Here is an 18679-nt window from a genome sequence, read left to right on the forward strand (position 1 = left end):
ATTGGTGAGAACTTTGGGCAGATGCGTTAACTCTGTAACGAAAAGGTCCCGGAAAGCCCTGTCCTGACGTAATCTGCCGGACCATGCACAGAGGCGAGCCGGCCCGGCCCAACGTCGTTCAGTCGGTGATTCTGTTCCTGCTGGTCAGCGGCCTCTGCGGCGCGCTCGTCGCAGGGCTGGCCCTTCCGTTCGCCGGCCTGGCCGGAGTCACCACCGAGAAGGCGCACGACACCGTCCAGTACCTTCCGCAGGACCTGAAGACGGCGCCGCTGGCGCAGAAGAGCCAGATCCTGGCCGCCGACGGCTCGCTGATCGCCACCCTCTACCAGGAGAACCGGACGCCGGTCACGCTGAAGCAGATCAGCCCGGTGATGCTCCAGGCGATCGTCGCGATCGAGGACGACCGGTTCTACGAGCACGGCGCGCTGGATGCCAAGGGCACCCTGCGCGCGCTGCTGCGGAACCAGTCGCAGGGCTCGGTGCAGCAGGGTGGTTCGAGCATCACCCAGCAGTACGTGAAGCTGAGCCTGATCGCCAAGGCGCGGACGACGGAGGAGATCCAGGCCGCCACCGCGGAGACGTACGAGCGGAAGGTCGCCGAACTGCGCTACGCCATCGCGATCGAGAAGCAGTACTCCAAGGACGAGATCCTCAACCGCTATCTGAACCTGGCCTTCTTCGGCGATCGCTCGTACGGCGTCGAGGCCGCGGCCATGCACTACTTCGGCGTCCACGCCTCGAAGCTCAACCTGCCGCAGGCCGCGCTTCTGGCCGGCCTGGTGAAGAACCCGACCGGCTACAACCCGACCAACAACCCGAATCGGGCCAAGGATCGCCGGGACCTCGTACTGCGCCGGATGCAGGAGCTCGGCATCATCTCGGCCAAGGAGGCCCGGCAGGCGATCAGTACGCCGGTCATCGACAAGACCAAGGTCCGCAACGTACCGAACGGCTGCGCCAACTCGAAGTACCCGTTCTACTGCGACTACATCGTGGCCAAGCTCAAGGAGAACCCCGCGTTCGGCAAGACCCCGGAGGACGCCGAGAACTACATCGAGACCGCCGGCCTGATCGTGCGGACGTCGCTGGACCCGAAGATGCAGCAGGCGGCCGAGGCGTCGATCAAGAAACACTCCAAGCCGACCGATGCCGCCGTCGCCGCGGTCACGCTGGTCGAGCCCGGGACCGGCCTGGTGAAGGCGATGGCGCAGAGCCGCCCGTACGGGAGCAAGAAGGGCCAGACGTCGTACAACTACAACGTCGAGAAGTCCTATCCCGGCGGGTACGGCGGTTTCCAGAACGGCTCGACGATGAAGGCGTTCACGATCGCAGCCGCGATCAGCAAGGGCGTCCCGATGACGTACCGGATCGCCTCGCCGCAGGTGCTCCCGCTGAGTGGCAAGAAGTTCAGCACCTGCACGGGGACGACCGAAGCCGACGACTACAACCCGGTGAACTCGACCAAGACGGTTCCGGACCCGTCCATGATCGACGCGGCCCGGGCGTCGACGAACACCTACTTCCTGCAGCTGTCCCAGCAGATCGGCCTGTGCCCGATCGCGACCATCGCATCGAAGCTCGGCATGTACGACGCCCAGACGATGAACCCGTTGAACCAGGTCGTCTCGTACACCCTGGGGCCGGGCCTGGTCACGCCGTTGATGCTCGCCAACGCGTACGCGACGTTCGCGGCCCGGGGGATGTACTGCAAGCCGCAGGTGATCACCGCGATCACGACCAGCAAGAACAAGCCGGTTCCGACACCGGGCCCGAGCTGCAAACGGGCCTTGTCACCGTCGGTCGCCGACGGCGTGAGCTATGTACTGGAGAAGGTGATGGAGCCTGGTGGCACCGGCGCCAAGCTGAAGTTCGGGAAGAGCGATCTGGCCGGCAAGACCGGAACCACCGACTTCAACAAGGCCGTCTGGTTCGCCGGCTACTCGACCAGGCTGGCCGCTGCTTCGGTGGTGGCCGACGCCAGCCTGCCGTACACGAACCTGATCGGGCAGACGCTCAACGGCAAGAAGATGCGCGACGCCTCCGGTTCCGGGACCGCGGGCCCGATCTGGGAGGCGGCGATGCAGGCCGCGCTGCAGGGTCTGCCGACGAGCCGGTTCGTGCAGCCGGACGACAAGACCATCCGCGGCGACGTGAAGGATCTGCCGTACCTGAAGGGGATGCCGCCGGCCGAGGCGATCGCCAAGCTGCTGGCGATGGGCTTCAAGGCCCAGGTCGCGCCGGCGCCGGTGGACTCGGACGCCGCGGCGGGTACCGTCGCCTACACCACCCCGCGGCAGGAGGACGGCGCGCCGGCGGGTGCGACCGTGACGCTGTTCCTCTCCAACGGCAGCAAGGCGCCGACCCCGCCACCGACCACACCGCCGACGATTCCGGGTAAGCCGCCGACCATCAAGCCGCCGCCGGGCTTCCCGACCTGTGGACCGTGGGACCCCAAGTATCCGAACTGCGGCCGCGGCCGCTGACCGTCCTGTGGATATCCGCGGGCGGACAGGTTCGGTGAGTCACTAGGCTGTGGTCTGCAAACGCCTCAGCTGAAAGGGATTCCCGTGACTGTCGACGAGCTGCACCGCGCCCGCCAGGAGTACGACGCCCTAGTCGCGCGCGGACTGAAGCTCGACCTGACGCGGGGCAAGCCGTCACCACGTCAGCTCGACCTCGCGAACGGGATGCTCGATCAACTGGACGCGCCGGTCTCCGCGGCCGGGGTCGACCTCCGCAACTACGGCGGGCTCGAAGGACTGCCGGAGCTGCGCGCGATCTTCGCCGACGCCTTGCAGGTGCCGGCCGATCAGCTGCTGGCGGCCGGTAACTCCAGCCTGGAGCTGATGCACGACGCGATCGTGTTCGCTTTGCTGGGCGCCGTACCAGGTGCCGAGCGGCGTTGGGTCGACGAGCCGGAGATCACGTTCCTCTGCCCGGTGCCCGGGTACGACCGACACTTCGCGGTGTGCGAGCGGTTCGGCATCAAGATGGTCCCGGTGCCGATGACCGCGGACGGCCCGGACATGGATGTCGTCGAGCGGCTGGTCGCCGCGGACCCACAGGTGAAGGGCATCTGGTGCGTGCCCAAGTACAGCAACCCCGACGGCACGGTCTACTCGGACGAGACGGTACGGCGCCTGGCCGCGATGGAGACCGCGGCGCCGGACTTCCGGATCTTCTGGGACAACGCGTACGCCGTCCATCACCTGACCGACGTGGAGACTGAGATCGCCGACGTGCTGGCGCTGTGCGCGGAGCACGGTCATCCGGACCGGGCGTTCGTGTTCGGGTCGAGCTCGAAGATCACCTTCGCCGGCTGCGGTGTCGCGTTCTTCGGGTCCTCCCCCGCCAACGTCGCCTGGTGGTTGAGCCACACCTCGAAGCGCAGCATCGGCCCGGACAAGATCAACCAGCTCCGGCATGTGCGCTTCCTCCGCGACACCGACGGCCTGCGGGAGCACATGCGGGACCTGGCCGAGTTGATCCGGCCCAAGTTCGAGGCGGTCGACAAGATCCTCACCGCTGAGCTCGGCGCCACCGGCCTGGCCTCGTGGACCAGCCCGGCCGGCGGCTACTTCATCACGCTGCAGGTGCCGGAGGGCTGTGCCCGCGCGGTCGTCGCCAAGGCCAAGGACGCCGGCATCGCCCTCACCCCGGCCGGCGCGAGTCACCCGTACGGCGACGACCCCGACGACCGCACGATCCGGATCGCCCCCACCTACCCCGAGCTACCGGAAGTGGAGGCAGCCATCTCCGGCCTCGCGACCTGCGTCCGCCTCGTCGGCCTCGAGAAGCAGCACGCCGCGGGCTGAGCTACTGAGCCGGGATCTCGAAGATCAGGCAGGTCGAGGTGGCGTGCGCCAACAGGGTGCCCCGCTCGTCGAACAGGCGCGCTTCGGCGGCGGCGGTACGGCGGCCGCGAGTGATGATGGAGCCTTCGCAGCGGAGCACGCCGGAGGCGATCGTGACCGGCTTGAGGAAGCGCGTCATCAGGTCGAGCGAGGTGTAGCCGACGCCGGCCGGCAGCGTCGAGTGCACGGTGCAGCCGGCCGCGGTGTCGAGCAGGGTCGCGATGATCCCGCCGTGCACCGTGCCGAGCGGGTTGTAGTGGAACTCCGCCGCCGGCATGAAGACCGTGACCCGGCCCTCCTCGACCTCGAACCCGGTCCCGCCGACCAGCTGCAGGATCGGCGGCGCCGGGATCTTCCCGTCCCGCATCGCCTCCAGCATCTCCAGCCCGGAGACCGCGCCGAGCGACGCGGCTGTCAGCGCCGGGTCGGACCAGGAGAACGTACGGCTGCGGGTCGCCTGCTGGGTCTCAGTCATGGACCGAGCGTCACATCACGCACCTGGGTCTGTCAACGAGACCTAGCCCTCACCCGATCGGGCGGTTGTCCACCGACCAGTCCAATGCGTCGTACGTGGTCATGGGGCCTCCCGACCTGGACTGAGGAGCGTAGGGAGCGAAGCGACTGGAGCGACGAGGGAAGGCCGGGAGTCAAAGCCCCGTGACCCCGCCGGCGCCGAAGGCCCGGCCAAAAGCACAGCGGTGGACGGTGGTCGTGCTGCGCGAGGTGTTCAACGGCATCCGGCGGTTCGACGACCTGCGGATCCGGACCGACATCCCGCGCCAGGTGCTGTCCAACCGGCTCGGCACCCTCGTCGACCACGGCATCCTCCGCCGGGTGCCGTACCGGGAGCCGGCGCCCGGCAGCGCGACGAGCACCGGCTGACCGAGAAGGGCTTCGACCTCTACCCGCTGCTCATCGCGATCCGCGACTGGGGTGACAAGTACCTCGTCGGCGACGAGGGTTCACCGCTCACCATCACCCACCGAGACTGCGGCGCAGTCGTCCACACCGAGGTCCACTGCGAGGCCGGGCATACCGTTCTGTCACCGCGTGACGCCGTACCGCGACCGGGTCCGGGTGCGCGCCGCCGACGGTCAAACGTATGAAAACAAGGCTTTCCGGCCCCGGTCCCCACTTCTCGCGCAGTACTGGGTAGGCTGCACCGGCGAAGAACAACCTCGGGGATCTGGGGGAGGTTGAGTGAGGCAGTTCAACGCGCCACCCGGTTGGCCCGACCCGCCGAACGCGAGGTGGCGTCCACCCAAACGCTGGGGCCCTGCTGAGTCCTGGCCGCCCGCGCCGTCCGGCTGGGCGTTCTGGGTCGACGAGGACGGTCGTCCGGTCCGTGGACCGATCGGCCGGTACGGCGGTCCGAGCATCGTCAAGCTCGGCGCGGTCGCTGCCGTCGTCCTCGCATCGATCGGCCTGGTGCTGTTCAACCCGTTCACCGGCGGCGACGACTCGTCGACCACCGCTGCGCCGACGTCCGAGGTCGAGACGACCCCGGCGCCGGAGGACACGCCGACCGCGCCCGAAACCGGCGCTCCGGCGACGACTGCCCCGACCACGGCGCCCACGCACACGCCGACGCACACGCCGTCGCAGACACCCAGCTCCACGCCCACCGAGTCGGAGTCGCCAACACCGACGCCGTCGTCGACGACGCCGGTGCCGACCACCGACCCAACGACCGAACCCGTCAGCACCAGCGACGCGATCGCGTACAAGAACTGCGCCGAGGTCCGTGCGGCCGGCAAAGCACCCCTGCTCCGCGGTCAGCCGGGCTACACCGAAGAGCTCGACCGCAACGGCGACGGCATCGCCTGCGAGAAGGGCAACTCCTGATCAATGACGCACGGGTGGGCCGCAGTGCGACCCACCCGTTCTGAATCAGCCGGCCTGGGCCGTGTTGTAGACGTTCTGGGCGTCGGTGCCGAAGTAGGGGCCGAACATCCAGGTCGGGATGAAGTTGATCTTGTAGCTGTTCACCGAGTTGACGATGCCGGCGCCGGTCGACTCGCTGAACTGCAGGAACCAGCCACCGCCGCTCGAGCCGCCGGTCATGTCGCACGTCATCCCGATCCCGTCGGAGATGAACGCGTCGAACGTCGACCCACTGCAGTAGATCAGCTTCGAACCGTCGTACGGCGCAGCGGCCGGGTAACCGAACGCGTACATGTTCTGGCCGCGCGCCTGGTTGAACGCGATGCCCTGCCCGCCGACCACGTCGGTGAGGTTCTGGCCGTTGAGCGGGTTCACCGCGGCCGCGCCGACGTCGTAGTTGATGTCCTCACTGGCCACCCACTGCGGCGTCGCGTAGGTCTTCTTCGCCGTCCAGGTCCCGTACGGCGTGCTGCCGTTGTTGTACGCCGGGACGAACACCCAGTTGGTGTGGAATGCGCCGTCCAGCTTCACGCAGTGCCCGGCGGTGATGACGGTGCTCTCGTTCGTACTCGTCACCGCCGTACCACTGCAGGACGCCGTACGGCCCTGATAGGTGAAGAACACCCGGCCTTCGGTGCTGACGATCTTGCCGCCACCGGTCCACTGACCACCTCCGTTCGGGAAAGCGGTCGGCGCGACTGTGGTCGGCTTACCGGCTGCCGCGACCTTGCCGGCCAGGCCCTGCTTCGGTTTCAGCAGCCGATCGATCGGTACGGCGGACTTCATCCGCTCGGGTGTCCAGAAGTCTCTGACCTTGGCCTGCTCGGCTTTGGTCGTGGCCTGCTCGTACACCGGCGACGGTTTCGCGGTGGGCGCCGCGGTCGCCGTACCGGTCAGCGGTACGACGAGGCCGACGGCGCACAGGGTTGCGATGAAGGCGGGGCGGAATCGCATCATCTGTAGCCACTCTTTCCCGGCCGGTGGGCGTGCCGGCCGCGCTCACGGGAACGATCTGGCCGGACCGGTTTCACTGTGTCACCGGTCCGTCACTTCAGGTGCGCCACGATAAGCGGAAAACGAGCGCTTCAAAAGGTCATAGTCGGATCGACTTCTTGTTCATGAACTCCTCGATGCCGGCCGGGCCGAGTTCGCGGCCGATGCCGGAGCGTTTGATCCCGCCGAACGGGAGGTCGGCCTGGGATCCGCCGGCGCGGTTGAGGTAGACCATGCCGGCGTCGATGCGCTCGGCGACGCGGCGGAGGCGATCGGGGTCGGTCCCCCACACGCTGGCGCCGAGACCGAACGGGGTGTCGTTGGCCAGCCGGACCGCGTCGTCCTCGGTCTCGGCCCGGAACACGATCACGACCGGCCCGAAGATCTCTTCGTAGTACGCGTCCATGCCGGGCGCGACATCGGTGAGCACGGTCGCCTCGAGGTACGCGCCGGGCTCGATCCGGTGACCGCCGGTCCGCAGCGTCGCGCCTTGCTCGACCGCCTTCGCGACCTGGGCCGCGACCTCGTCCGCCGCCGCGATCGACGCGAGTGGTGGCAGCTTCGTCTCCGGGTCGGCGGGATCGCCTGGGACGTAGTACTCCGCGACCCGTTTGGTCAGCCGGTCGACGTACTCGTCGTAGATGTCGGCGAGCACGATCATCCGCTTCGGCGCGTTGCACGACTGACCGCAGTTCCGCATCCGCGCGGTCGCGGTGGCGTTGACCGTCTCGTCCATGTCGTCGGTGTCGAGCACGATCAGCGGGTCCGAGCCGCCGAGTTCGAGCACGGTCTTCTTCAGGTGCCGGCCGGCCTCGGCGGCGACCGCCACCCCGGCCTGTTCGCTGCCGGTCAGCGAGACGCCCATGATCCGCGGGTCGGCCAGGATCGCCGGGATCTGCCGGCTGGACGCGTACGTGTTGACGTAGACGTCGTCCGGTACGCCGGCCTCCCGCAGTACCTCCTCGATCGCGCGCGCCGAGCGCGGGCAGATCGACGCGTGCTTGAGCAGGATCGTGTTGCCGAGCACCAGGTTCGGCGCGACGAACCGGGCCACCTGGTAGCACGGGAAGTTCCACGGCATGATCCCGACCAACGCACCGATCGGGCTCTTGGTGATGACCGCCTTGCCGCCCTTGATGTTCAGCGGTTCGTCGGCCAGCAACGCCGGCCCTTGCTCGGCGTAGTACCGGAAGATGTCGACCACGATCCCGATCTCGCCGCGGCCCTCGTTGATCCGCTTCCCCATCTCCAGCGTCATCACCGCAGCCAGCTCGTCGGTCCGCGCTTCGAAGATGTCCGCCGCCCGGGCCACGATCGCGGCCCGCTCCTGCACCGACCGGCCACGCCAGCCCGGGAACCCGGCGTGCACCCGCCCGATCGCCTCCCGCACCTCCTCGTCCGTCGAGTTGGCCACCTCCTCGACCAGCACCCCGTTCGCAGGATTCGTCAGCACATACATGGCTCCTCCATCCACAGACGACGCAAGCGCCCAGGCTAACCACTTCTCTCCATACTGTATACAGTGGTCTCATCTGTTGTAGTCAGGGGTGTTCACAAGGCAAGCTCATGGCAGCCCGTTGTCCCGCCCTGAGTGATCGGATGCCCGCCCGTGTCTGAGCAGCGGAAGTTTCGTGTTGTCCTGCGACTGGTCGCCGTACTGGTTGCCGTGTCTGTGCCGAGTCTGGCGCTTGCGTCGCCGGATGCCAGCCCGCCCCCGGATCCCGCCAACGCCTGGCAGTACCCGCACTGGCCGCAGAAGCAGCCGTGGCAGGAGTCGGGTGAGCAGCAGCGGATCGCCTCCACGACCGGCAACGGTCTGCCGGGGCCGATCGATCCCCAGAACTGGGAGAACCCGGACCACATGACCTGGAGCGACTATCGCAAGCCGCCCGGGACGAACTGGGCCGACCCGGACGTCAAGGGGTCGACCAGGACGTTCAAGGGTGCGCTGGTGCTGGTCGACTACCCGAACCAGGACTTCGTCGTGACCAAGCCGAAGGGGTCGACGCCGTTCGGCAACCCGAGTGCCGAGGCGAACGGCGTACCAAGGGATCAAGTCGCCGAGTTCTACAAGAACTTCCTCAACACCCCCGGCGCGCTGAATCGCGGTCACACCATCCACGAGTACTGGATGGAGGACTCCGGCGGCCGGTACGGCGTCGAGCTCACCGGGTTCGGCCCGTACCGGATGCCCGGCAAGTCGCACGAGTACGCGATGGAGTTCCAGGGCGGCACCGCCTGTCCGGCCGGCGACAACTGCACCAAGAACATCCGGACCGACGCCCGCGCCGCCTGGGTCGCCGCCACCGGACCCGAGGTGCCGGCCGGTTTCGACTTCGTCTTCTACCTGAGCGCCGGGCAGGACGAGTCGTCCACCTGGCAGGAGTTCGGGATGATGAAGTTCCCGACCAAGGAGGACGTCACCGACGAGTTCGGCCCGCCGGACCCGGCCCTGCCGAACTGGTCGAACACCCGGTACGTCGACTGGACCTCATGGGCCGCCGGTGCGTCGATCTGGCCGAACGCGGGCGGCGGTTCGTCGACCCAGGCGGAGAGCTCCGGGATGGCGGTCTACGCGCACGAACTGAGCCACATCCTCGGCATCGGCGACAACTACAACAATCCGTACGGCGTCCCACCACGGCGCGCGTACACCGGTATCTGGGAGATGCTCAGCCGGGGCAGCTTCAACGGACCGGGTGGACCGCACAGCCGGTGGATGATCCCGGCCACCGGTGGTGCGTCGATGGGCGCACAACACATGCTGCGGAACAAGATCAAGCTGCAGATGGTCGACGAGCAGAACGTCCTCCGGCTGTCCCGCGATGCATTGAAGACCTCGGGTGTCGTGATCGCCGACGTCACCGCGCGGACCGTGCAACCAGGCCCGAAGGGGCTGGCTGGGGTGAACGTCGAGCTCGGCGCCGCGGGTGATCTCGCGCCCGCGTGCAACGTCGCGACGGACCCGATGTGCGACGGCCGCGGGTACCAGAACTACACGGTCGAGGTCGTCGACCGGATGGGCACCGACTCGTTCACCCCCGACTCCGGCGTCCTGCTGGCGAAGACGAAGAACGAGGACCGGGCGCCGTTCGAGTGGGTCGTCGACGCCAACCCGCAGAACATCAACATGACCGACTACGTGCTGCCCGACGGTACCGAGGTCCCGATCACCATCGGCGACTACCGTCAACTGTCGGACGCCCTGTTCCACGCGGGCACGAACTCGGGCAGCGAATACGAGTACACCGATACCGCCAACCGTCTGCACTTCTACATCACCAACGTCAAACGGGATCAGCAGGGCGTCCTGTCCTACACGGTCGCCATCCGATCGCTCGACGGCGCCGGACCGCAGAAGCGCGGCGTCCGCGTCCTCCCGACGGCCGCGGTGAAGGCCCAGAACGGCGTACTCACTTGCAAGTTCCCGCTCACCAACACCGGCAAGGCCGGCGGCGGAACCCAGCACCCCGAGGACGTCACGTCGTACCTCAAGGGCGACGTCTACCGCCTCAGCGCCACGATCGACGGCAACGGCTGGTCGATGTCCCTCCCCAACGCCCTGACCACCGCCAACGCAGGCGAACACACCACCGTCCCGGTCCACGCGAAGCCCGGCACATCACCCCTGGCCAAGATCACCCTGACCGCCATCTCCGAAAGCGACCCCACCAAGAAGTCCACCGCGACCTGCATCGCGGTCAAGCAGTAAGAGCAACCAGCTCGTCCACCGTCCACACGCCGTCGACGCCGGGCGCGGAGATCAAGTACTCCGCGACCCGGACGGCGGTCCAGCCGTGGGCCTCGGTCAGGCCGGCGGCGATCCAGCGGAGGTATGGGATGGTCGGCGCTTTCGGCTCGAGATCGCCCACCGTCCCATGCGTCACCGTGAACATCGGTACGCCGTCCTGTTCGCCAACGCGGGCCACGGTTTCGTAGCGGCCCGGGCCCATCGCGTGGACCGCGTCGACGTCCGGGAGCAGGGCGGTCAGGTCGCGGGCGTATTCACCGCCTGGCTCGCGACGCATCTCCTGGGCGGCCACATCGCCCAACTGTTCCGGAGTCAGCAGATAGGCCCGCGCGGCCACTCGCCCCGGCGCTGTCGGGTCGTAGAACGCCGACCCGCCGCCCCACACCCTCGACTCCCCGGCGAACACCAATCCACCCGGCACCTCGACTGCCACGATCCGGTCGGGGTCGGTGTGGTCGCGGCAGCCTGGGTACACGCGTGCGCCACCGGCCGGGCGGCCGCCGGCGAGGTAGCAGCGGAAGCGGTCGAGCGCGAGATTGGACCCGTAGGCGACGTACCAGACTCGCTGCATCGAACCTCTCAGGCCGGAAGCGGACGTTCGGCGAAGGCCTGTTCGGCCTCCGCCAGCACAATGCGGGAAGCATCACGGTACCGGCGATCCGCTTCGGCCGGGGTGTTCCCCACCGCCGTCAGCCCCAGCCGGCCCTTCTCGGTCAGGCAGCTGATCATGTGGAACACGACGCCGACCTGCCGGGACTGGTCGAAGTGCAGCCCGTGCCGCGCGACGATGTCGAACAGGTCCGCCGGCATCAGGCCGGTCAGCAGTTCCGACTCGAGGTGATCGGTCGCGACCAGATGTTTCTCATCGCCTCCCGGTGTCATGAAGAGCGCCGTCCGCGGGTCGTAGCGCCCGTCGGTCAGGAACTGCAGGGTGAGGAACGGATGCGTCGTCCCGCCCTTGCGCAGGTTCAGTTCGATCGCGTACGGCGTCCAGCCGCCGTCCGCACCGCGGACCACGACGAAGTCGACCGCGAACCGTCCGAGCGCACCCTCGGTCGCCAACCGCCGCCCGATCGTTGCGGCGTGCTCGGTGATCAGCCGCGCGTACTCGGGCGCAGCCGGGAACACACAGCCCAGATAGCTCTGACCGCTCGCACCACCGAGCAGCTGATCATGCGTGGACAACAGCTCGATCTCACCACGAGGCAACACCCGCAGCTGCACACTCGGACTCCGCAGCTCGTCGCCGACGATCCGCTCCTCGACGATGCCGCCGTTCTCGGCGAACTTGGCGAGGTAGACGTCGAACGGCGTCTTCTGCGACTCCAGCTCCATCTCCAGCAGTCGCTTCGAGACCTCGTCGCGTTCCGTGGCCGAACCGGGTGCCGGCAGCCCCTTCAGCCGGACCACCGCGTTGCCCTCACCCGAGACACCCTCGTTGAGCTTCACGATCGCGCTGTCCATCGTGGGCCGTTCGGCCCGCATCGCCAGCACCGCGTCGGCGATGTCGTCGAGGCTGCGCAGGTTCTCCGCCCCGAGCGGATGCGGTACGCCGACCTCCGCGAACAACCTCCGGCACCCGGACTTCGAACCCAGCGGGGCCAGTCGCGGATCGGCGCCGTACATCGGAATGCCAAGACTGATCGCGACATCGCGCTCGAGCTCGGTCGTGTTGTAGGGAACCAAGTGTGAGCGCATCGGGTTCGGGATCAGCGCGGCGATCCGCTGCAGCAGCCGCGGCCGGGCCAGGAGTTTCTCGCTGAGCGAGATCGGCGTGGCGTCGTTGACCGCGATCAGCGACAGCCGGGCCCGCGCGTGGCTCGGGATCACCCCGGGCAGCAGCGCCAGGTAGTACTCGACGATCTCGGGCGCGATCGGCATGGACGTCACGTAGACCATCCGCAGCCGCGGCTCCCGGAGCAGGATCAGCAGGAACAGGAACCGTTCCTCGTAGGCCTGCATCATCGTTCCGGTCCCGGTGGTCTCGGTCCGGTCCAGAGTGATCGACGGTACGACGACCACCGACTCGTCGTCGTGGTTGAGCCGCATGGCGTCCCACACCCCGGCCATCCGCGTCTGCAACTGGTCGAAGTGACGGTAGCGCTCGTCCTCGCTCAGCGCTGACAGCACCTGCGCCGCCTGGCCCGGAGCAGTCCAGAGGTCGCCGGTCATGACGCGACCTTCGAGGTGTCCAGGCCGCGGATACTGTAGGCGTGCACGGTCCGGCTGAAGCCGCGAACCTCCCGCAACCCGGCGTCCTCGCCGACGACCGCGTTACCGGCGGCGCTGTAAACCCGTTCGGTAGCGAGGATCTGCCACGGTTCCGCGTCGGCGCACAGCCGCGCGGCCAGGTTGGTCACACTGCCGATCGCGGCATAGTCGAGCCGCCCGTCGAACCCGATGGTCCCGAGCGTCGCGTAGCCCTGGGCGACCCCGATGCCGAGCCCGAGGTCATGCCCGTGCCGGCTCCACGCCTCGGCCAGCCCGCGGACCCGGGTCCGCATCGCCACACTCATCCGCAACGCGCGCAGCGGGCCGTCCTCGCACCGCACCGGGTCGTTGAAGAACACCATCAGGCCGTCGCCGGTGAAGCGTTCGAGTGTGCCCTCGAACCGGAAGATCAGGTCACCGAGCGCGTGGTGGTACTCCTCGAGCACGCCCATCACCTCCTCCGGTTCACTCGCCTCGGCGAAGGTGGTGAAACCGCGCAGGTCGCAGAAGACCACGACGATCTCGCGCCGGTGGCTGGCCAGGAACGACTCGTCGCCGGAGTCGACGATCAGCTCGGCCAACTGCGGGCTGAGGAACCGGCGCAACCGGCCCATCCGCTGCAGCTGGGAGACCTGGCTCTCGACCCGCGACTCGAGTTCCTGGTTCCACGCGGTCAGCTCGGCGGCCTGGCGTTTGATCGTGTCCTGGTACCGCTTGATCCTGGCCAGCGACGCCACCCGGGCCAGTAGCTCGCTCTGGTTGACCGGCTTGGTCAGGAAGTCGTCCGCCCCGGCCTCGAGTGCCTTCACCTTCTGCTCGTCACCGCTGGCCGTGACCATCACGACCGGCAGGTACGCCGTGTCCACCTGGTCGCGGATCCGCCGGCACACCTCATACCCGTCGATCCCCGGCATCAGGATGTCGAGCAGGACGAGATCGATGTCCTCGGCTCCGATCAGCTCCAGCGCCTGTTCACCGGAGGACGCCGTCAGTACGTCGTACCCGCGCGGAGCGAGGATCGCCTCGAGCAGCCGGACGTTCGGCGGCTGGTCATCGACCACCAGCACCCTGGTCATCTGATCGGTCATGTCGCACCTCCGAGCCGGAGGAAGTCCTTCACCTGCTGGGGAAGCCGGCGGACGCTGATCGGCTTCTCGACGTAACCGGTGAACCCGGACGCGAACGCGTGCTCGCGGTCGTCGTCCATCGCGAACGCGGTCACCGCCACCACCGGTACGTCGCGGGTCCGCTCACCGGCCCGGATCCGGCGCAGCGCCTCGGCACCGTCGATCCCGGGCAGCTGGAGATCCATCAGGATCAGGTCGGGTTCCTCCGACGCCGCCAGCCGGACGCCGTCCTCACCCGAGGTCGCCTCGATCACCTCGTAGCCGGAGAACAGCAGGACGTCCCGCACCAGTTTCAGATTCTTCGGATTGTCCTCCACCACCAGGATCCGGCCTGGGCTCATCAACTCTCCCCCTCGTCGTCTGCTATGGCTCCGACCGCCCGCAGAGCGTGGAGCAACGCCTCCCGGCTGACCGGCTTGACCAGATAGGCGGCGGCACCGAGCGCGGCGCCGCGCGATCGTTCGTCGACAATCGACACGATGATCACCGGGATGTCGCGCGTGCCCGGTTCGGCCTTCAGCGCCTGCAGGACCGCCCATCCGTCGATCCCCGGCAGCCGGATGTCCAGCAGTACGGCGGCCGGCCGCACTCGTCGTACGGCGTCCAACCCGGACTGACCGTCACCGGCCACTGTGACCCGCAGCGCGGGACCGGATAGGTAGGCCGTGAGCAGGTCGAGCGACGGCCGGTCGTCCTCGATGACGACCACGTCGCCGACCGTCCGGGCCTGGTCCGGCCGGGACTCGTTCTCCCTGCTGCGCAAGGAGAATCCGAACGTGCTGCCGACTCCGACCTCGCTCTCCAGCCACATCCGGCCGCCGAGCAGTTCGACGATCCGGCGCGACAGCGTGAGCCCGAGACCGGTGCCCTCTTCCTGCGACGGCCCCCGGCCGCCCTGCTGGAACGACTCGAAGATCCGCTCCCGATCCTCCGGCGGTACGCCGCGGCCGTTGTCGGTGACGGCGATGTGCACGTCGGCGCCGGAGCGGGTCGCGCGAACCACCACCGAGCCGCCGTCGCCGGTGAACTTCACCGCGTTCGTCATCAGGTTGAGCACGACCTGCTTCAGTCGCAGCTCGTCGGCGTACACCTGATCGATCCCGGGCCCGACCTCGACCCGCAGGTCGATGCCGTGTGCGGTGGCCCGCTCGCGCAGCATCGACGCGGTGTTGTCGAGCAGCCGCCGCAACGGGAACGTCGAGTACTCCAGCTCCATCCGGCCGGCCTCGACCTTGGACAGATCGAGGATCTCGTTCAGCAGTTCGAGCAGGTGCTTGCCCGAGCCGTGGATGTCGCGCAGGTACTCCTCCTGCCGCTCGTTGAGATCCCCGAACATGCGCTCCAGCAGAACTTCGGAGAACCCGAGTACGGCGTTCAGCGGTGTCCGCAACTCGTGCGACATGCTGGCCAGGAACTCCGACTTGTGCCGGCTCGCGACCTCCAGCTCCGCACTGCGCTGCTTCAGCTCCCGGAACAGCTGCGCGTTCAGCAGCGTGAGTGTCGACTGATCGGCGAGCATCTCCAGCAGCGTCAGCGTCTCGTCCGAGAACTCACCCGGCCGCTTCCGCCGGACGACCAGCGAGCCGAGAATCTGCCCTTCCCGCAGCAGCGGTACGGCGACCAGCGACCGCCAGCCGGCGTCGTACAGCACGGCCAGATGCGGATCCCGCTCAGCCGTACTGAGATCGGGGACCGCGAGCGGCCGGCCGAGCTTGGCCGCCCGGCCGACCAGCGTCTCGTCCAGGTGGATCCGGGTGGCCCGCAGCCGCTCGATCACACTCGGCGCCGTCTGGTAGACGCTGCGGACCAGGAAGCACTGCTCGTCCTGGTCGTACTCCATGATCGAACCGCCGTCGGTCGCCGAGATCCGGACCGCGTGCTTCGCGATCGTCGACAGCACCTTGGTGACATCGAGACTGGAGTTGACCGCCTCGCCGACCTCGCGGAGCGCCTCCAGCTCGCCGACCCTGCGGGCGAGCTCGGCGCCCCGGGACTCCAACTGCTGCACGAGCTTCACGCTGTTGACCGCCATCGCGGCCTGTCCTGCGAAGGCGGTCACGAGATCCTGCTCGCGCTGATCGAACGGGCTGACCTCGTTGCGCCAGACCGCCAGCGCCCCGACCACCTCGTCGTCGACGAGCATCGGCGCACCCATCGTGGTCCGAAAGCCGGCCACCCGCTGCAGATCCTGCCGGTTGTAGTCCGGATCGGCCAGCACGTCGGCGATCTGCTGAGTACTGCGATCCAGGCCGGCCCGGCCGACCAGTGTCCCGCGGTCCATCGGGATCGGATGCTCGCGGACGTAGTGGATCGACTCCGCCGACATGCCGACTGCTTTGCTGAGGCGGTAGTACCCGTCCTCGAACAGATACAGCTGCGCGGCCTGTGACCGGCAGAGCCGGCGGGCGCTCTCGACGATGGTGGTGAGGACCCGGTCCGGGTCGCCGGCTGAGCGGCCGACCGCGGAGAGTACTTCGTTGGCCGCGGCGAACTGGTCGGACAATGCCGCGAGCTGTCCTTGGAGCCCCTGGTGCTCCACTGCTGATCCGGCGCCTCCAGCGAGCGCCCGCCCGCCCATCGCAGCCTCCCCCACCCCGGGTCCCCCAGGCCGCGCTCCTCCAGTCTCCCGCCGTACGTCGCGGAGAGCAATCACTCCCCGGTCATCGAACCACCGTTTGAACGCTCAGAAGGGCGTGAAAGTCACGCGGTTCAGACAGGAGAGTTCATCTTCCGTCGGTTAATCGTTCAGGTTAGGGTGCGGGCGACGCAGTGCTGGTGTTTGAGACTCCATCCGCCCCATCCGCCCACCAGGAGACCACGCATGCCAGACATCAACCGTCGCAGGTTCCTCCAGCTCGCCGGTGCCACGGCCGCGTTCAGCGCGATGGCGAACAGTATCGAGCAGGCCGCCGCGATCCCGGCGCACCGCCGGTCCGGCAGCATCGAGGATGTCGAGCACATCGTCGTACTGATGCAGGAAAATCGTTCGTTCGACCACTACTTCGGCACCCTCAACGGGGTCCGCGGCTTCGGCGATCCACGGCCGGTGACGCTGCCGAGCGGCAAACCCGTCTGGCATCAGACGAGCAGCACCGGCCAGGAGACGCTGCCGTTCCACCCGGAGGCGGACGACCTCGGCCTGCAGTTCCTCCAGGGGTTGCCGCACAGCTGGCCGGACGGACAGCAGGCCATCAACCGCGGCAAGTACAACCAGTGGATCGCGGCCAAGTCCGCGGTCACGATGGCGTACCTGACCCGCGAGGACATCCCGTTCCACTTCGCGCTCGCGGACAAGTTCACCATCTGCGACGCGTACCACTGCTCGTTCATCGGGGCGACCGACCCCAACCGCTACTACATGTGGACCGGCTACACCGGGAACGACGGCACCGGCGGCGGCCCGGTGATGGGGAACGACGAGCTCGGCTACGGCTGGACGACGTACCCGGAACGGCTCGAGCAGGCTGGCGTGTCATGGAAGATCTACCAGGACATCGGCGACGGTCTGGACGCGGCCGGCTCGTGGGGCTGGATCGAGGACGCGTACCGCGGCAACTACGGCGACAACTCGCTGCTGTACTTCAACACCTACCGCAACGCCACGCCCGGGAATCCCCTGTACGACAAGGCACGCACCGGCACCAACGCCAAGGCCGGCGAGAGCCTGTTCGGTCAGCTGGCCGCCGATGTGAAGGCGAACCGGCTGCCGCAGATCTCGTGGATCACGGCGCCGGAAGCGTTCAGCGAGCACTCGAACTGGCCGACCAACTACGGCGCCTGGTACATCTCCCAGGTCCTCGACGCGCTGACCGCGAACCCCGAGGTCTGGAGCAAGACCGCACTCTTCGTCACGTACGACGAGAACGACGGCTTCTTCGATCACATCGTCCCGCCGTACCCGCCGGCCTCGCCGTCCCAGGGATTGTCGACAATCGACACGACGCTGGACTACTACCCGGGCAGCAGCAAGCTGGTCGCCGGACCGTACGGACTCGGCCCGCGGGTTCCGATGTTCGTGGTGTCGCCGTGGAGCACCGGCGGTTACACCTGCTCGGAGGTGTTCGACCACACCTCGATCATCCGGTTCATGGAGCAGCGGTTCGGCGTGCACGAGCCGAACATCTCGCCGTGGCGGCGGGCGATCTGCGGTGACCTCACCTCGGCCTTCGACTTCGGCACCGCGAGCACCCAGCCCGCGGAGCTTCCGGACACGTCGGCCTACCAGCCGCCGGACGACGACCGGCACCCGGACTACCGGCCCACGCCGCCGGCGGTCGGCAGCATCCCGGCCCAGGAGCGCGGCCGCCGCCGTACCAGGCCGTTGCCCTACGCACCGGTCGTCGACGGCTCTGTTGCCGGCGGCAAGTACACACTCAACTTCGCGTCCGGAACCAAGGCCGGTGCCCAGTTCCTGGTCACGGCGGCGAACCGCACCGACGGCCCGTGGACCTACACGACCGAGGCCGGCAAGAGCATCGCGGACAGCTGGAACACCATCTACTCCAACGGTGTCTACGACCTGACCGTGCACGGCCCGAACGGCTTCCTCCGCACCTTCAAGGGCAAGCCCGCCACCGGCCTCGAGATCACCGCCCGCGAGAACGCCCGCACCGGCGACGTCGACCTCACCTTCAGCACCGACGTCGCCCGCCGCGTCACCCTCACCAGCGCGTACGGCGGCAAGCCCAAGCGCCTCGACCTCCGCCCGGGCAAGACCACCCACACCAGCACCACGACCAACCGCTGGTACGACGTCCAGATCCTCACCGACTCCGACCCGACGTACCTCCGCCGCTACGCCGGCCACATCGAAAACGGCACCGTCGGCCTCAGCGACCCAGCCATCCGCACTGTCTGAC

At 68.0% G+C, this 18679-nt stretch carries 14 protein-coding genes; 6 read left to right on the top strand and 8 right to left on the bottom strand.

The window, feature by feature from the left end:
* The first annotated feature begins 83 nt into the window (after positions 1-83).
* Together V9K99_RS27545 and V9K99_RS27550 are read left to right on the top strand one after the other, a co-directional pair.
* The gene (locus V9K99_RS27545; RefSeq protein WP_337006645.1) at positions 84-2483 is read left to right on the top strand and encodes a transglycosylase domain-containing protein; all 2400 of its coding nucleotides are present in this window, start codon (positions 84-86) and stop codon (positions 2481-2483) included.
* 54 nt (positions 2484-2537) lie between these two features.
* On the top strand, positions 2538-3815 hold the full coding sequence (locus V9K99_RS27550) for an aminotransferase class I/II-fold pyridoxal phosphate-dependent enzyme (RefSeq protein ID WP_442914748.1): 1278 nt from the start codon (positions 2538-2540) through the stop codon (positions 3813-3815).
* 1 nt (position 3816) lies between these two features.
* On the opposite strand, the gene V9K99_RS27555 is transcribed toward V9K99_RS27550, so the two are convergent.
* The gene (locus tag V9K99_RS27555) at positions 3817-4329 is read right to left on the bottom strand and encodes a PaaI family thioesterase (RefSeq protein ID WP_337006649.1); all 513 of its coding nucleotides are present in this window, start codon (positions 4327-4329) and stop codon (positions 3817-3819) included.
* Positions 4330-4511: 182 nt separating this feature from the next.
* Between V9K99_RS27555 and V9K99_RS27560 the strand changes: the two genes are divergently transcribed.
* Positions 4512-4736, top strand: a complete 225-nt coding sequence (locus V9K99_RS27560) for a winged helix-turn-helix transcriptional regulator (RefSeq protein ID WP_337006651.1) — start codon at positions 4512-4514, stop codon at positions 4734-4736.
* A gap of 318 nt (positions 4737-5054) precedes the next feature.
* Positions 5055-5699, top strand: coding sequence for an excalibur calcium-binding domain-containing protein (locus V9K99_RS27565; protein WP_337006653.1), 645 nt, complete (start codon positions 5055-5057; stop codon positions 5697-5699).
* A gap of 45 nt (positions 5700-5744) precedes the next feature.
* Here V9K99_RS27565 and V9K99_RS27570 read toward each other — a convergent pair whose 3' ends face one another.
* Complete coding sequence (locus V9K99_RS27570) at positions 5745-6695, bottom strand: trypsin-like serine peptidase (protein ID WP_337006655.1); 951 nt, start codon at positions 6693-6695, stop codon at positions 5745-5747.
* A gap of 136 nt (positions 6696-6831) precedes the next feature.
* Complete coding sequence (locus tag V9K99_RS27575) at positions 6832-8190, bottom strand: NAD-dependent succinate-semialdehyde dehydrogenase (RefSeq protein ID WP_337006657.1); 1359 nt, start codon at positions 8188-8190, stop codon at positions 6832-6834.
* Positions 8191-8340: 150 nt separating this feature from the next.
* Between V9K99_RS27575 and V9K99_RS27580 the strand changes: the two genes are divergently transcribed.
* Positions 8341-10443: a M6 family metalloprotease domain-containing protein gene (locus tag V9K99_RS27580; protein ID WP_337006659.1), complete on the top strand. Its 2103-nt coding sequence runs from the start codon at positions 8341-8343 to the stop codon at positions 10441-10443.
* Here the strand turns inward: V9K99_RS27580 and V9K99_RS27585 are convergent.
* From V9K99_RS27585 to V9K99_RS27605, 5 genes are read right to left on the bottom strand one after another with little or no spacing between them, the layout of a single operon-like run.
* A complete protein-coding gene (locus V9K99_RS27585; protein ID WP_337006661.1) occupies positions 10433-11053 on the bottom strand; it encodes a histone deacetylase in 621 nt (206 codons plus the stop codon). The genes V9K99_RS27580 and V9K99_RS27585 overlap by 11 nt on opposite strands.
* An 8-nt stretch (positions 11054-11061) precedes the next feature.
* Positions 11062-12654 carry a peptide ligase PGM1-related protein gene (locus tag V9K99_RS27590; protein ID WP_337006663.1) on the bottom strand — a complete coding sequence of 531 codons (1593 nt, stop codon included), beginning with the start codon at positions 12652-12654 and terminating at the stop codon, positions 11062-11064.
* The gene (locus V9K99_RS27595) at positions 12651-13781 is read right to left on the bottom strand and encodes a response regulator (protein ID WP_337006665.1); all 1131 of its coding nucleotides are present in this window, start codon (positions 13779-13781) and stop codon (positions 12651-12653) included. The genes V9K99_RS27590 and V9K99_RS27595 overlap by 4 nt, the downstream gene beginning before the upstream one ends.
* Positions 13778-14161 (bottom strand): response regulator, encoded by a 384-nt coding sequence (locus V9K99_RS27600; protein ID WP_337006667.1) that lies wholly within the window; start codon positions 14159-14161, stop codon positions 13778-13780. Before V9K99_RS27600 ends, V9K99_RS27595 begins: the two co-directional genes overlap by 4 nt.
* Complete coding sequence (locus V9K99_RS27605; RefSeq protein ID WP_337006669.1) at positions 14161-16398, bottom strand: hybrid sensor histidine kinase/response regulator; 2238 nt, start codon at positions 16396-16398, stop codon at positions 14161-14163. Before V9K99_RS27605 ends, V9K99_RS27600 begins: the two co-directional genes overlap by 1 nt.
* 243 nt (positions 16399-16641) lie before the next feature.
* On the opposite strand from V9K99_RS27605, the gene V9K99_RS27610 reads away from it, so the two are divergent.
* Positions 16642-18678, top strand: coding sequence for a phosphocholine-specific phospholipase C (locus V9K99_RS27610; protein ID WP_337006671.1), 2037 nt, complete (start codon positions 16642-16644; stop codon positions 18676-18678).
* The last annotated feature ends 1 nt before the right edge of the window (position 18679 follow it).

It is taken from the genome of Kribbella sp. CCNWLW201, assembly GCF_037203805.1.
In the GTDB taxonomy this organism is placed as follows: domain Bacteria; phylum Actinomycetota; class Actinomycetes; order Propionibacteriales; family Kribbellaceae; genus Kribbella.